13 protein-coding genes, 1 tRNA gene and 1 pseudogene are annotated in these 13273 nt (G+C 70.6%); 7 read left to right on the plus strand and 8 right to left on the minus strand.

The window, feature by feature from the left end; genetic code table 11:
• Nucleotides 1–50: 50 nt before the first annotated feature.
• The gene (locus ABZ396_RS13365) at nucleotides 51–755 is read right to left on the minus strand and encodes a hypothetical protein (protein WP_358915392.1); all 705 of its coding nucleotides are present in this window, start codon (nucleotides 753–755) and stop codon (nucleotides 51–53) included.
• Nucleotides 756–802: 47 nt separating this feature from the next.
• Here ABZ396_RS13365 and ABZ396_RS13370 point away from each other — a divergent pair, with 47 nt between their 5' ends.
• Entirely contained in the window at nucleotides 803–991 is a 189-nt protein-coding gene (locus ABZ396_RS13370; RefSeq protein WP_046732800.1) for a DUF5703 family protein, read from the plus strand.
• Between the two features lie 84 nt (nucleotides 992–1075).
• Here ABZ396_RS13370 and ABZ396_RS13375 read toward each other — a convergent pair whose 3' ends face one another.
• From ABZ396_RS13375 to ABZ396_RS13385, 3 genes are all read right to left on the minus strand, one after another.
• Nucleotides 1076–1864 carry a chaplin gene (locus ABZ396_RS13375; RefSeq protein ID WP_358915394.1) on the minus strand — a complete coding sequence of 263 codons (789 nt, stop codon included), beginning with the start codon at nucleotides 1862–1864 and terminating at the stop codon, nucleotides 1076–1078.
• A 135-nt stretch (nucleotides 1865–1999) separates the two neighbouring features.
• Nucleotides 2000–2233, minus strand: a complete 234-nt coding sequence (gene chpH / locus ABZ396_RS13380; protein ID WP_123978334.1) for a chaplin ChpH — start codon at nucleotides 2231–2233, stop codon at nucleotides 2000–2002.
• A 145-nt stretch (nucleotides 2234–2378) separates the two neighbouring features.
• The gene (locus tag ABZ396_RS13385; RefSeq protein ID WP_358915396.1) at nucleotides 2379–3704 is read right to left on the minus strand and encodes a M20/M25/M40 family metallo-hydrolase; all 1326 of its coding nucleotides are present in this window, start codon (nucleotides 3702–3704) and stop codon (nucleotides 2379–2381) included.
• A gap of 201 nt (nucleotides 3705–3905) precedes the next feature.
• Here ABZ396_RS13385 and ABZ396_RS13390 point away from each other — a divergent pair.
• Nucleotides 3906–3990 (plus strand) — tRNA-Leu (locus ABZ396_RS13390).
• Here the strand turns inward: ABZ396_RS13390 and ABZ396_RS13395 are convergent.
• Entirely contained in the window at nucleotides 3955–4152 is a 198-nt protein-coding gene (locus tag ABZ396_RS13395) for a hypothetical protein (RefSeq protein WP_358915398.1), read from the minus strand. The two genes, ABZ396_RS13390 and ABZ396_RS13395, sit on opposite strands and share 36 nt — an antisense overlap.
• Before the next feature lie 6 nt (nucleotides 4153–4158).
• Here ABZ396_RS13395 and ABZ396_RS13400 point away from each other — a divergent pair.
• Nucleotides 4159–4296, plus strand: a pseudogene (locus ABZ396_RS13400) (2-oxoacid:ferredoxin oxidoreductase subunit beta); the annotation flags it as partial.
• Between the two features lie 164 nt (nucleotides 4297–4460).
• Here the strand turns inward: ABZ396_RS13400 and ABZ396_RS13405 are convergent.
• Both ABZ396_RS13405 and ABZ396_RS13410 read right to left on the minus strand, forming a co-directional pair.
• Nucleotides 4461–4688 (minus strand): DUF397 domain-containing protein, encoded by a 228-nt coding sequence (locus ABZ396_RS13405; protein ID WP_358915400.1) that lies wholly within the window; start codon nucleotides 4686–4688, stop codon nucleotides 4461–4463.
• Between the two features lie 3 nt (nucleotides 4689–4691).
• The gene (locus tag ABZ396_RS13410) at nucleotides 4692–5558 is read right to left on the minus strand and encodes a helix-turn-helix transcriptional regulator (protein WP_352220058.1); all 867 of its coding nucleotides are present in this window, start codon (nucleotides 5556–5558) and stop codon (nucleotides 4692–4694) included.
• 355 nt (nucleotides 5559–5913) lie between these two features.
• On the opposite strand from ABZ396_RS13410, the gene ABZ396_RS13415 reads away from it, so the two are divergent.
• The 4 genes from ABZ396_RS13415 to ABZ396_RS13430 all read left to right on the plus strand — a co-directional run bounded on the left by ABZ396_RS13415 (nucleotide 5914) and on the right by ABZ396_RS13430 (nucleotide 12469).
• Nucleotides 5914–6243, plus strand: a complete 330-nt coding sequence (locus tag ABZ396_RS13415) for an ATP-binding protein (RefSeq protein ID WP_358915402.1) — start codon at nucleotides 5914–5916, stop codon at nucleotides 6241–6243.
• Between the two features lie 405 nt (nucleotides 6244–6648).
• Entirely contained in the window at nucleotides 6649–10515 is a 3867-nt protein-coding gene (locus ABZ396_RS13420) for a Pls/PosA family non-ribosomal peptide synthetase (RefSeq protein WP_358915404.1), read from the plus strand.
• A gap of 77 nt (nucleotides 10516–10592) precedes the next feature.
• Nucleotides 10593–11966, plus strand: coding sequence for a M1 family metallopeptidase (locus ABZ396_RS13425; protein WP_358915406.1), 1374 nt, complete (start codon nucleotides 10593–10595; stop codon nucleotides 11964–11966).
• Nucleotides 11967–12049: 83 nt separating this feature from the next.
• On the plus strand, nucleotides 12050–12469 hold the full coding sequence (locus tag ABZ396_RS13430; RefSeq protein ID WP_358915408.1) for a YchJ family metal-binding protein: 420 nt from the start codon (nucleotides 12050–12052) through the stop codon (nucleotides 12467–12469).
• On the opposite strand, the gene ABZ396_RS13435 is transcribed toward ABZ396_RS13430, so the two are convergent.
• On the minus strand, nucleotides 12466–13167 hold the full coding sequence (locus ABZ396_RS13435) for a FadR/GntR family transcriptional regulator (protein WP_358915410.1): 702 nt from the start codon (nucleotides 13165–13167) through the stop codon (nucleotides 12466–12468). The genes ABZ396_RS13430 and ABZ396_RS13435 overlap by 4 nt on opposite strands.
• Nucleotides 13168–13273: the final 106 nt, after the last annotated feature.

The raw sequence follows: 13273 nt of genomic DNA on the forward strand, positions 1-13273 counted from the left end.
GTGCCTGACCGGCCTCTACAGCCGTAAGGCACCGCCGGGCGACCGGAAGGTCAGCGCTCGGCGTCCAACGGCTCCAGGTCCTCGTCCTCATCCAGGTCGAGGTCGTCCTCCACCTGGTCCGCGTCCTCGGTGTCCTCGGTGTCCTCGTCGTCGAACACCGCGCTGACGTCGAACCGGCACACCACCCGCTGCGGATCGACCCCCTCGAACGGGGCCTCCAGCCACTCGCCGGGCTCGGTCGGCTCGTCCGCCGCGGTCACCCAGAGTGTGGAGTCGCCCTCCTCCAGGCCGAACTCCTTGTGCCGGGAAGCGATCTCGTCCGGTTCGAACTCGCCGAACAGGACCCCCAGCGCCCCGTGGAGCGTGCCGGCGACGTCCTGGTCCGTGCCGGGGCCGTCGCCGTACTCAGCCGCCTCAACCCGCTGGGCCTGCGCCAGCAGCCGCTGTGGTTCCGCCACGGCGTAGTCGCGGCGGATCAGCACGCTGATCGCGTTCGGCTCCTCGGGCCCCGCGTACGGTGGCAGCGAGTCCTCGGTACCGGGGATCTCGAACGGGGTGACCTCGTCGTAGAGGTCGTAGAGCAGCTCGTCGTAGACCTCGGCGGCCGCGGCCAGTTGGTTGAACGCCTCGTAGACAGCCGGGTCGTCCTCCCCCGACCTGCGTTCGACCGCGGCCAGATGGCGGTCGAGCGCGGTCTTGACCGCCTCGGCGGCGGCGCGTACCTCGGCAGCGGTGGGCTGCGCAGCATCAGACATAGTGCAGACGCTATCCGTACCGGGCACCAGCCCGCACAATAGATGCGATGCCGGAATACGAATTTGTCGACGTGTACGTACCTCGCGGAGTGTCCCGCAAGGAGGCGACGCGTCTGCTGACGGACCATGCCGAGTACGGACACTGGGAGTTGGACCGACTGAGCCTCATGCGCGACGGCAGCCGCAGGGTGCGGTTGCGTCGGCGGATCATCCGTCAGGTGCGTGCCACATGGTGAGACAGGCCGTATGACGGAAGGGGCCCCGCATGGACGGGGCCCGCTCCGTTCACGCACCGTCGTGGGTGCGTCACCGTCCGTGCGCTACGCCGAGGCGCGCGCCCTGCGGTACAGCACCGCGCCCACGAGCAGCGCGCCGGCGCCCGCCGGGAGCGCGAGGCCCAGAGGCAGGTCACTGCCGGTGTGCGCGAGCTGCGCGGCCGTGACGGGCTGGGTCACCGAGTGGCTGCCCAGCGGGTTGATGAGCGTGGAGCCATGAGGGCCGGTCGTGACGGTCCCGCTCCCGGAGTGACCGGGCGGCGTGCCCGGGTGCCCCGGAGTCCCGGGCGGGTTGCCTCCGTGTCCCGGAGGCGTGCCGTGTCCGGGCGGCTGCGTGGGGTGACCGCCGCCGGAATGTCCGGGACTCCCCTCGTTGGCGCACTGGTCGCCCACGGCGGTGTTGCCGACGCCGATGACGTCGACGCTGTTGCCGCACACGTTGACCGGAACGTCGATCGGCACCTGGACGGTGTTGCCCGAACCGACACCGGGCGAGCCCCCGGTGTGGCCCCCGGCGTGCGAGCCGCCGTGCTCACCGTGTCCGGGGTGTCCCCCGTACCCGCCGTCGCCCACGGAAGCACCGCCCCCGCCACCGTGGTTGGCGCACTTGTTGCCGACCGACGGGTTGAGGATGCCGACGACGTTCACGGTGTTGCCGCAGACGTTCACCGGCACGTGCACCGGCGCCTGCACCGTGTTGCCGGACAGCACACCGGGTGAGTCGGAGGCGGAGCCGCCGGCCCCCGAGTCGGCGTGGGCGTAACCGCCCGCCGCGGCGATCACGCCGGTGGCCGCAGCCATTGTCATGAGACCCTTGCGGGTGCTCTGTCGCATTTCTGAATTCCCCCCTGCCTTGGATCCTGACCGTTGCATTCCTCGCGGAAAGTGCCCGCGGAAAAACCGGTCGACCCCGGAGCGCGTGGCGCGCGCTCCGGGGCCGACGGAAAGACGCCCCTCAGGGAGTCGGCGTCACTTGTTGATGCAGGTGTTGCCGAAGGCGGGGTTCAGCAGCCCGATCACCGAGATCGTGTTGCCGCAGACGTTCACCGGGACGTGCACGGGAACCTGGATCACGTTGCCGGAGACAACGCCCGGTGAACCCACGGCAGCGCCCTGGGCACCCGAGTCGGCGACGGCCAGGCCCGCACCCGCGAGAACCAGACCACCAGTGGCAGCCGCAGCAGCGACGACCTTCTTGAGCATTATTCCTCCTTGTTGGCAATGCGGTCCCAAGTAGCGGATCGCATCACCTGTAACGAGGAGGGAGTAATGGAGCTACGAGCTTATCGTCGCATTCACTCTTTTCAGTCCGGCTCGCACAGCCGCCCGATTAGCTGAAGCCACTGCTTCACGACGCGTCGATGAATCGGTCGAGTACTCGGACGCCGAACTGCAGACCGTCCACCGGCACCCGCTCGTCCACCCCGTGGAACATGCCCGCGAAGTCGAGCTCCGGCGGCAGCTTGAGCGGCGCGAAGCCGAAGCCGCGGATGCCGAGGTCGTCGAAGGACTTGGCGTCGGTGCCGCCGGAGAGCATGTAGGGGATCGCCTTGGCGGTGGGGTCCTCGGCCAGCAGTGAGGACTGCATGGCGTCCACCAGCGCGCCGTCGAAGGAGGTCTCCAGCGCCTTGTCGGAGTGCACGTCTTCCCGGACCACGTGCGGGCCGAGGATCCGGTCGAGGTCGGCGAGGAACTCCTCCTCGTGGCCGGGCAGGAAGCGGCCGTCCACGTGCGCGGTGGCCTCGCCGGGGATGACGTTGACCTTGTAACCGGCGTTCAGCTGGGTGGGGTTGGCGGTGTTGCTGAGGGTCGCGCCGATGAGCTTGGCGATGCCGCCGAGCCGGGCCAGCGTCGACTCCATGTCCTCCGGGTCCAGTTCGGTGCCGAGCGCGTCGCCCAGTTCGTCCAGGAAGGCCCGGGTGGTCTTGGTGACCCGCACCGGGAACCGGTGCCGGCCGAGCCGGGCCACGGCCTCCGACAGCTCGGTGATCGCGTTGTCGCGGTGGATCATCGAGCCGTGCCCGGCGGTGCCGGCCACCTTCAGCCTCATCCAGTGCATGCCCTTCTCGGCCGTCTGGATCAAATAGAGCCGCCGCTGCTCGTTCACCGTGAAGGAGAAGCCGCCCACCTCGCTGATCGCCTCGGTGACGCCCTCGAAGAGGTCGGGGTGATGGTCGACGAGATGCCGGGCGCCCCAGGTGCCGCCGGCCTCCTCGTCGGCGAGGAACGCGAGCACGATGTCCCGGGGCGGCTTGCGGCCACTGCGCAGCCGGTCCCGTACGACCGCCAGGGTCATCGCGTCCATGTCCTTCATGTCGACCGCGCCCCGGCCCCACACGCACCCGTCCGCGATCTCGCCGGAGAACGGGTGGTGCGTCCAGTCGTCGGCGTTGGCCGGTACGACGTCCAGGTGGCCGTGGATCAGCAGGGCGGGCCGGGTCGGGTCCGCTCCCTCGATGCGGGCCACCGTCGAGGCGCGGCCCGGGTGCGACTCGAAGATCTTCGGTTCCAGCCCGACCTCGGCGAGCTTCTCGGCCACCCACTCGGCGGCCTTGCGCTCGCCCGGCCCGGAGTGGTCGCCGTAGTTGCTGGTGTCGAAGCGGATCAGCTCGCGGCAGAGGTCCACGACCTCGTCCTCGCCGGTGACGCTCCTGGCCGTGTCCGTCTCGCTCACGCTGCTTCCCTCCGCTGTCACTGCCGGCCGGTCCCTGTCATCCTCTCTCCCTTCCCGCTCCGAGCCCAAGACCGGTCCCGGTCCGGTTACACGCCGTTCACGCCCGCCCGTCCCCGGAACGGGGTGTGATCGGCCACCCTCGAGAGCCTGGTAGTGTTTCCTTCGTCGCCGCGAGGGGAAACTCCGCGCGACAGACACCTTGTCCGGGTGGCGGAATGGCAGACGCGCTAGCTTGAGGTGCTAGTGCCCTTTATCGGGCGTGGGGGTTCAAGTCCCCCCTCGGACACTGACGATATTCCAACTTGTGCGGGTCGAGCTGAGCCTCGGCCCGCACAAGCTTTTTTCCGCGCTCGTAGGTGAGCTTGAGTCCGAGGTTCTGGTAGACGTCGGCCTTGTCCTGTGCGGCGGCGGCGAGCACGTCTCGGATGTCGCCGAGTGATGTGACCACTGCCGAGGCATCTTCCGCTCGGTGCAGAGGCCTGTCCACGACACCCAGATGTCCGAGCGGCTGGACACGGCGGTGGAGCAGCACGGCACGGGCGACCTGGCGGCACTGCCGGCCGGCGGGGACACCTGGACGATCGTCGGCTGACCGGCGATCGTGACACGCGTAGGAGTCCCCCTTGGGCGCCATGAAGAAACCCCTGCTGAGCAGGGGTTTCTTGGTTTTCGGGGGAGGCACGGGCGGCCACCTCCCGGTGGCTCTCGCCGTACCCGCTGCTCGCCGTACCCGGTTGGAGCCTTTCGGCCGCTTGCTCAGCCGAGGCGGCCTATTCGGCCGTGCCCGAGCGTCACGGCCGAGGTGAATGCGGAGAGTGTCGCTCGGCCCAGCAGCAGCGCGGGCCCGTAGGGCCGCTTGCTGTCGCGGACAGCGACCGTCGCCTCGTCGACGATCCCGCATTCCACGCAGTCGGACTGTGATGCGGACGCCGAGGACTTCCACCAGGTCACCGGCAGAGTCGACGCGTCGTCAACGTGCTTCATTCGCTATTCGTTCTTCCTTATCTGGGTGATCAGTTCCACCGACGCCTCGACGGACTCGGCGGCAGACGTGAGGCGTTGCCACGCGGCCCGGTGCGTGCTGACCCGATCACGTTCCTCGATGTACAGGGCGGAGGTCAGCCCTTCCTGGTGGACGACGTCCAGGTCCGTGTGCGGACCGAAGCCCAGGATGCTGAAGGTGCCGGTCAGTCCGGCGTGCAGGGGGGCGTCCGAGCGCAGTACCTGGATGTTGATGTTCGGGCGCCGTCCCATCGTAAGCAGGCGCCCCAACTGCTCGTACATCAGGGCAGGATCCTCGGTGGTGCAGCGCAGGGCCTGTTCGGAGATGATCGCCCAGAGCGCCAGCGGGTCGCTGTCGCGGGTGAGGACGGCCTGGCGTGCCAGCCGCACTTCGACCAGCGCGTCGACCCGTGCCTCGACCGCCTCGGACATGGCGGTCGCCCGGATGATCTCCCGGGCGTACTCGGCGGTCTGGAGCAGTCCTGGGATCATTCCCAACTGCCAGGTGGAGACCGTCTCTGCCTCGGCCTCCAGACTGATCAGGTCCTCGTACACCGGCGTGAGGACACCCCGGTACGAGTGCCACCAGTCGCGGCGGCCGCCCTCCTTGGTGAGTGTGATCAGGGCCGCGCGCAGTTCGTCGCTCACGTCGCGGCCGAGTGCGGTGTACAGGTCGAGCAGCGCCTGGATGTCCGCTGCCTTGGGGGCGGTCTTGCCGGTCTCCATCCGGGACAGCTTCGAGGAGACGAACGCGCCTTCGGAGTGCTCCGCGACCTCGTCGAGGGTGAGTTCGCCGCGCAGTTCGCGCAACTTCGCACCGAGCCGTCGCCGGCGCACCGTGGGCGTGCTCACGGCTTCCCCCTTCTGTCCGGTGAACTGCCCGACAGTCTGCCGTGCCGCCCCAACCCTCGCCACCGGCTGACGGGTTGTCCCGCAAGTCTCTCGCAGGGGTGCGCAATTTTTCACATCACGCGGGACGTATTGCGGTCTACCGTGCCGTGAAGGCACCATGAATCCGGGAAATGCGAAAGTGACCGCACTCGCATGGCGAACCACCCTGCCTGCGTTGGGACATGCCCGTGAGGGGATCTACATGATCGAACGCCAGCGGAGCACCACGACCGAAACCCGTGCACTGCAAGTCGCCCCGTCGCCGGTCCTGTTATTGGCGAGCGAGCCTCAGTCGGCCAGGGCGGCACGGCTGTTCGTGAGCGACTTCATCACCCATCACACCCCGGCCGCCTCCCGCGACCATGTCGACGCCGTCGCCCTGGTCACCTGCGAGCTGGTCACCAACTCCCTGCGCTATGAGACCGACCCGGACGACCCGGTGCGCCTCCTCATCGACACCGACGGCTCCCGGACCCGGGTCGAGGTCCACGACCCGCTGAACCACCATCCGCGACTGCGGCCCATCTCCGTCGAACGCGACCGAGGGCGCGGTCTGCTGATCCTGGACACGCTGTGCTCGGGCCGCTGGGGCGTGGGCAATCTGCCCTGGGGCAAGTCCATCTGGGCCGAGGTCAGCGCCGCCTGATCCGCACCGCCCCGACGGCGACGGCCGGTTCCGCGGCGATCTCCCCTCCCCGCCACGGCACCGGCCGTCGTCGTGCGCGCCGTCGCGCCAGTGGAGTCGGGGCAGTGGCATCGGGCCCGTGGAATCGGCCCGCCTCACGGTGCGTTGACCTTCTTTACACTGCGTTGACCCATCTCACGCTGTGTGTCTCATCTCTCGTCACGCTCCGAGAAGGCCCGGTCAGAGGTGGCTTAAGATTCAACAGACTGCTCCGAACGGCTGCTTTGAAATGGCCGCAAGATGAACGACAGCCTAGCGTCGTACTAATATTTCCGGCTTGTCACCAAGCCGGAGCCGGATAACCCCAGGCAGACCTGAGGGCCCGCCGGCACCCCGGAGGTTCCGGGAACGAGACGCGAGGACCGGATGGCAGCCATTGACGAGAGCAATGCTCTCGGCCTGCTCGACGAAGAGATCCGCGAGGAGTTCGGGAACAAGGCACGGTTCTCGGCGGGAGCGGCGGCCTCGCCGCGCACGCTCGTGGACGTGTTCGAAGCAACTGTGCGGGCCCACCCTGACGAGCCCGCACTGGACGACGGCGGCGCCCAGCTCACCTATCGCGCGCTCGCGGTCGAGGTTGAGCGGCTGCGGCGGCGGCTCGCCGAGGCCGGGATCGGGCTCGGCGACCGCGTGGGCGTCCGGGTGCCGTCCGGGACCAACGATCTGTACATCGCCGTGCTCGGCGTGCTCGCGGCCGGTGCCGCCTATGTCCCGGTGGACGCCGAGGACCCGGACGAGCGGGCCGCACTGGTGTTCGGGGAGGCGGAGGTCGCGGCCGTCCTCGGCGCGGGCCTGCACATCGATGTCCGCCGCGCGCAGGGCCGTACCGCCGGCCGGCCCGGCCCCGAGCACGACGCCTGGATCATCTTCACCTCCGGCTCCACCGGCAAGCCCAAGGGCGTCGCCGTCACCCACCGCAGCGCCGCCGCCTTCGTGGACGCCGAGGCGGCGCTGTTCCTCACCGAGGATCCGATCGGCCCGGGCGACCGGGTCATGGCGGGCCTCTCGGTGGCCTTCGACGCCTCCTGCGAGGAGATGTGGCTGGCCTGGCGCTACGGCGCCTGCCTGGTGCCGGTGCCCCGCTCCCAGGTCCGCAGCGGCGCCGATCTCGGCCCCTGGCTGGTCGAGCAGGAGATCACCGTCGTCTCGACCGTGCCGACCCTGGCCGCGCTCTGGGAGCCCGAGACCCTCAACGACGTCCGCCTGCTGATCTTCGGCGGCGAGGCCTGCCCGCCCGAGCTGGCGCAGCGGCTGGTCACCGAGGGCCGCGAGGTCTGGAACACCTACGGGCCCACCGAGGCCACCGTCGTGGCCTGTGCCGCCCTGATGACCGGCGCGGAGCCGATTCGTATCGGGCTGCCGCTGAACGGCTGGGAGCTCGCCGTCGTGGACGACGCCGGCGCGCCCGTGTCCCTGGGCGGGAGCGGTCAGCTGGTGATCGGCGGGGTCGGCCTCGCCCGGTACCTCGACGCCGAGAAGGACGCGGAGAAGTACGCGCCCCTGGAGTCGCTGGGCTGGGAGCGGGCGTACCGCAGCGGTGACCTGGTGCGCGCCGACCGCGAGGGACTGGTGTTCATCGGGCGCGCGGACGAGCAGATCAAGCTCGGCGGCCGTCGTATCGAGCTCGGCGAGGTCGACGCCGCCCTCCAGGCGCTGCCCGGCGTCGCGGGCGCCGCGGCGGCCGTACGGACCGCGCGCGGCGGCAACCAGCTGCTCGTCGGCTATGTCGTCACCCAGGACGGCTGGGACCACGCGGCCGCCGTGGAGAAGCTGCGCGCCGAGCTGCCCGCGGCCCTCGTCCCGCTGCTCGCGCCCGTCGACGAGCTGCCCACCCGCACCTCCGGCAAGGTCGACCGCAACGCCCTGCCCTGGCCCCTGGAAGGCCTGGAGACGGCCGGCAAGGCCGAGCAGCTGTACGGCACCGAGGCCTGGCTCGCCGAGCAGTGGACCGAGGTCCTCGGCATCCCGGTGAGCGGTGCCTGCGACGACTTCTTCGCGATCGGCGGCGGCAGCCTGTCCGCCGCCCAGCTCACCACCCGGCTGCGCACCCGCTACCCGAGCGCGGCCGTCCTCGACATCTACCAGCAGCCGGTGCTGCGCAAGCTCGCCCGCCACCTGGAGGGGTCCGCGCAGGACGACGGTGCCCGGCGGACGGTCGCGCCGGTGCCGCGCGCCGCCCAGCTGGTGCAGCTCATGGTGCTGCTCCCGCTGTTCACCCTGCTCGGGCTGCGCTGGACCGTGGTGCTGGCCGCGCTCGGCAATGTGCTGAGCGGCTACGGCTGGCTGCCCACCGCGCCCTGGTGGCTGGTCGCCGTGGGGGCCCTGGTCCTGTACACGCCGCCCGGCCGGATCGCGGTCGCCGCCGGTGGCGCGCGGCTGCTGCTGCGGGGTGTGAGGCCCGGCAGGTACCCGCGCGGTGGCTCCGTCCATCTGCGGCTGTGGACGGCGGAGCGGCTGGCCGAGTTCACCGGGGCGACCACGCTGACCGGGTCCTGGCTGGAGCGGTACGCACGGGCGCTGGGCGCCAGGATCGGTCCCGAGGTGGATCTGCACTCGCTGCCGCCGGTCACCGGCCTGCTCAAGGTGGGGCGTGGCGCGGCCGTGGAGTCCGAGGTGGACCTGTCCGGCCACTGGCTGGACGGTGACCGGCTGGTGATCGGCCCGGTCAGGATCGGCGCCCACGCGGTCGTCGGGACGCGCGGCATCCTCTTCCCGGGCGCCCGCGTCGGCAAGCGTGCCGAGGTGGCCCCCGGCTCGGCGGTCACCGGGCAGATCCCGACCGGCCAGCGCTGGGCCGGCGCCCCGGCGGTCAAGCTGGGCAAGGCCAAGCGGAACTGGCCCAAGCAGCGGCCGCAGCGCGGCACCTACTGGCGGGTGATGTACGGCCTGACGGGCCTCGGGCTCAGCGCGATGCCGGTGCTCGCGGGTGCCGCCGCGCTGCTGGTGGCCGGGCGTTTCGTGGCCCCCGGGAACGGCCTCGCCGAGGCCCTGCGGGGCGCGGCCGTCGCGCTGGTCCCGGCCACGCTGACCTTCGGGCTCGTGTACGCGCTGCTGATCCTGGTCGCCGTACGGCTGCTCAGCCTGGGCCTCAGGGTCGGCACGCATCCGACGCACAGCCGGATCGGCTGGCAGGCCTGGACGGTCTCCCAGCTGATGGACCGCTCCCGTGACACCCTGTTCCCGCTCTACGCCGGTCTGGTCACGCCCGTGTGGCTGCGGCTGCTCGGGATGCGGATCGGGCGCGGCGCGGAGGTGTCGACGGTGCTCGCGCTGCCGAGCCTGACGACAGTCGGCGAGGGCGCGTTCCTGGCCGACGACACGCTGACCGCGCCGTACGAGCTCGGTGGCGGCTGGATGCGGATCGGGCGTGCGGAGATCGGGCGGCGGGCGTTCCTGGGGAACTCCGGGATGACCGCGCCGGGCCGCAGTGTGCCGGACGGCGGTCTGGTGGGTGTGCTGTCGGCGACGCCGAAGAAGGCCAAGAAGGGCACGTCGTACCTGGGGCTGCCGCCGGTGAAGCTGCCGCGCAGTGCGGCGGACGGGGACCAGAGCCGGACCTACGAGCCGCCCGCGCGGATGCTGTGGGCGCGCGCTCTGGTGGAGCTGTGCAGGATCGTACCGGTGCTGTGCTCGGCGGCGCTGGCCGGGCTGACGGTGGCGACGCTGTGCGCGCTGGGTGCGTGGGCTCCGGTGCTGTCCGGTCTGGTGCTGCTCGCCGCCGGTGCGGCCGCGGGCCTGGTGTCCGTGCTGGCCAAGTGGCTGCTGGTCGGGCGGCACCGCAGTGCGGAGCACCCGCTGTGGAGCTCGTTCGTGTGGCGCAACGAGCTGGCGGACACCTTCGTCGAGGTGCTGGCGGTGCCGTGGCTGGCCGGCTCCGTTCCGGGTACTCCGGTGATGACGGCCTGGCTGCGCGGCCTCGGCGCGCGGATCGGCGAGGGCGTCTGGGTCGAGAGCTACTGGCTGCCGGAGACGGATCTGGTGACCCTGGAGGACGCGGCGACCGTGAATCGCGGCTGTGTCCTGCAGACTCACCTCTTCCACGACCGGATCTTGCGGACGGATACTGTGGTACTCCGTGAGGGCGCCACGCTGGGTCCTGGCGGGATCGTGCTGCCCGGCAGCACGATCGGGGCCCGCACCACCCTGGGTCCGGCGTCGCTCGTCATGGCGGCGGAGTCGGTCCCCGACGACACCCGCTGGCTCGGCAACCCGATCGAGGCATGGCGTCCCTGAGCGCGGGCCGTTCGGTGGCCGCGGGCATCGGTGCACCGAGGGACGGTTCGAGCAAGGCGCAGGGAGCGAACACGGAAGTGGCAGTGCAGCAGTCAGTGGGTCCGGACCCGTATTTCCCGGACAACGGCGATCCCCGGTACCGGGTGCATCGCTATGAACTCACGCTGGACTACCGGCCCGGCCCCAACCGACTGGCCGGCTCGGTCCGGATCAACGCCATTGCGGGCCGGGCGGCCCTGTCCGAGTTCCAGCTGAATCTGGCCGACTTCAAGATCGGCCGGATCCGGGTGGACGACCGCCAGCCCCACTACACGCACCGGGGCGGCAAGTTGCGGGTGAAGCCCGCCAAGCCGCTGCGGGCCGGGGCCGCGTTCACCGTGGAGATCCACTGGTCGGGCAACCCCAAGCCGGTGAACAGCCCCTGGGGCGCGATCGGCTGGGAGGAGCTGACGGACGGCGCGATGGTGGCGAGCCAGCCGATCGGCGCGCCCTCCTGGTTCCCGTGCAACGACCGGCCGGCCGACAAGGCGTCCTACCTGATCTCGGTCACCTGCCCGTCGGCTTACTCGGTGGTGTCCGGCGGCAAGCTGCTGACCCGCACCACGAAGGCGTCCACGACGACCTGGGTGTACGAGCAGGCGGCTCCGACGTCGAGCTATCTGGTGGGCCTCGCGATCGCCAAGTTCCAGACGGTGCTGCTGGGCGACCCGGGCTTCGGCGGGATTCCGATGCACGGACACATACCCGCGCATCTGCTGCCCGAGTTCTCGCGGGACTTCGCGCGGCAGCCCGCGATGATGGACCTGTTCCAGCGGCTGTTCGGGCCGTACCCGTTCGGGGAATACGCCGTCGTCGTCACCGACGAGGAGTTCGACGTCCCCGTCGAGGCACAGGGGTTGTCGCTGTTCGGCGTCAACCACGTGGACGGGGCGCGGGGTTCGGAGCGGCTGGTGGCGCACGAGTTGGCGCACCAGTGGTTCGGCAACAGCGTGTCCATCGCGGACTGGCGGCACATCTGGCTGAACGAGGGGCTCGCCAAGTACGCGGAGTGGCTGTGGTCGGAGCGGTCCGGCGGTCGCAGCGCCCAGCAACTGGCGGCCGTCGCACACCGGTTGCTGTCCGGGCTGCCGCAGGACATCCGGATCGCCGATCCGGGCCGCAAGGCGATGTTCGACGACCGGCTCTACGAGCGCGGCGGGGTCACGATCCACGCGATCCGCTGCGCGCTCGGCGACGAGCGGTTCTTCCACATGCTGCGGGCCTGGGCGGGGCTGCACCGGGGCGGGAGCGTGACGACCGCCATGTTCACGGCGCACGTCAACCGGTTCGCGGACGAGCCGCTGGACGGGCTCTTCGACGCCTGGGTGCACGGCGCGGCGCTGCCCGCGCTGCCGACCCCGGCCGTGCCGGCGCGTCCGGCGCAGCCGCCCACCAACGCCGAGTCGGCGTAGGGGGGCGGCTGCGTCCCAGTCAAAGTCGCGGCTTCCTCGGATCGCGATGGAGAGCGGGCTCTGAACGCACCAGATTGGATCCCATGTCCCGACGTAGCTCGCGGTCCCCGCGGCAGCACGGCTCCGCCCCCGATCACCACCCCTCCTGCCCCTGCGGTCTGCCCCGGTCGTACGACGAGTGCTGCGGCCGGTACCACTCCGGTGCTGCCGCGCCGACCGCCGAGGCGCTGATGCGGTCGCGGTACAGCGCGTTCGTGACGGAGGACTCGGCGTATCTGTTGCGTACCTGGCATCCGCGGACGCGGCCCGCGCGGCTCGACCTCGACCCGGGCGTGCGATGGACGGGCCTGGAGATCCTGGGGGCGGGTGACGGGTCCGCGTTCCACTCCGCGGGGACCGTGGAATTCCGGGCGTCGTACCGGGGTGGGTCCCTGCATGAACTCAGCCGGTTCGAGCGTGTCGACGGAGCCTGGGTGTACGTGGACGGTGACTTCCTGGACTAGGGCGCCAGGATGTCCAGCTCCTGGAGGGCGCCCACCGTGATCTCGCGGGTCAGCTGTTCCGCGCGGACCGCGTCGCCCTCCCGTACCGCCTCGGCGACCTGCACATGGAGGGTGACGGCGGCCGGGTCGGGGTCCTCGAACATCACCTCGTGGTGGGTACGGCCCGCGAGGACCTCGGCGACGACATCGCCGAGCCGGGCGAACATCTCGTTGCCGGAGGCATTGAGGATCACCCGGTGGAACGCCATGTCGTGGATGAGGTACTGCTCCAGCCGGTGGCCGCGTGAGTTGGCCACCATGCCGAGAGCGCACTCGGTGAGCTCAGCGCACTGCTCCGCCGTGGCGCTCTTCGCCGCCAGCTGCGCGGCCACGGGCTCGATCGCCGAGCGCAGCACCGTGAGCGAGCGCAACTGGTGGGGGCGGTCGGCGCCGGCCAGCCGCCAGCGGATCACCTGCGGGTCGTAGACGTTCCACTCGGCCTTGGGGAGGACCGTCACGCCGACCCGGCGGCGGGACTCGACCAGGTGCATGGATTCGAGGACCCGGACCGCCTCGCGCATCACGGAGCGCGACACCTCGAAGTGCTGGGCCAGCTCGTCCGTGCGCAGGACGCTGCCCGGCGGGTACTCACCCGCAGTGATGGCGGGGCCGAGGGTGTCCAGTACGCGGCCGTGCAGCCCCCGGCCCATGGTGCTCATGCACTCAGCGTACCGAGTGGATCACAGGGCCAAAAAGTCAGACTTATTTGTCACAGACTCTTGAATTCATCGTACCTAATGGGTTTCAGTGAGGCCGACACCGGAT

The sequence above is a fragment of the Streptomyces sp. NPDC005866 genome (assembly GCF_040629895.1).
Lineage (GTDB): Bacteria > Actinomycetota > Actinomycetes > Streptomycetales > Streptomycetaceae > Streptomyces.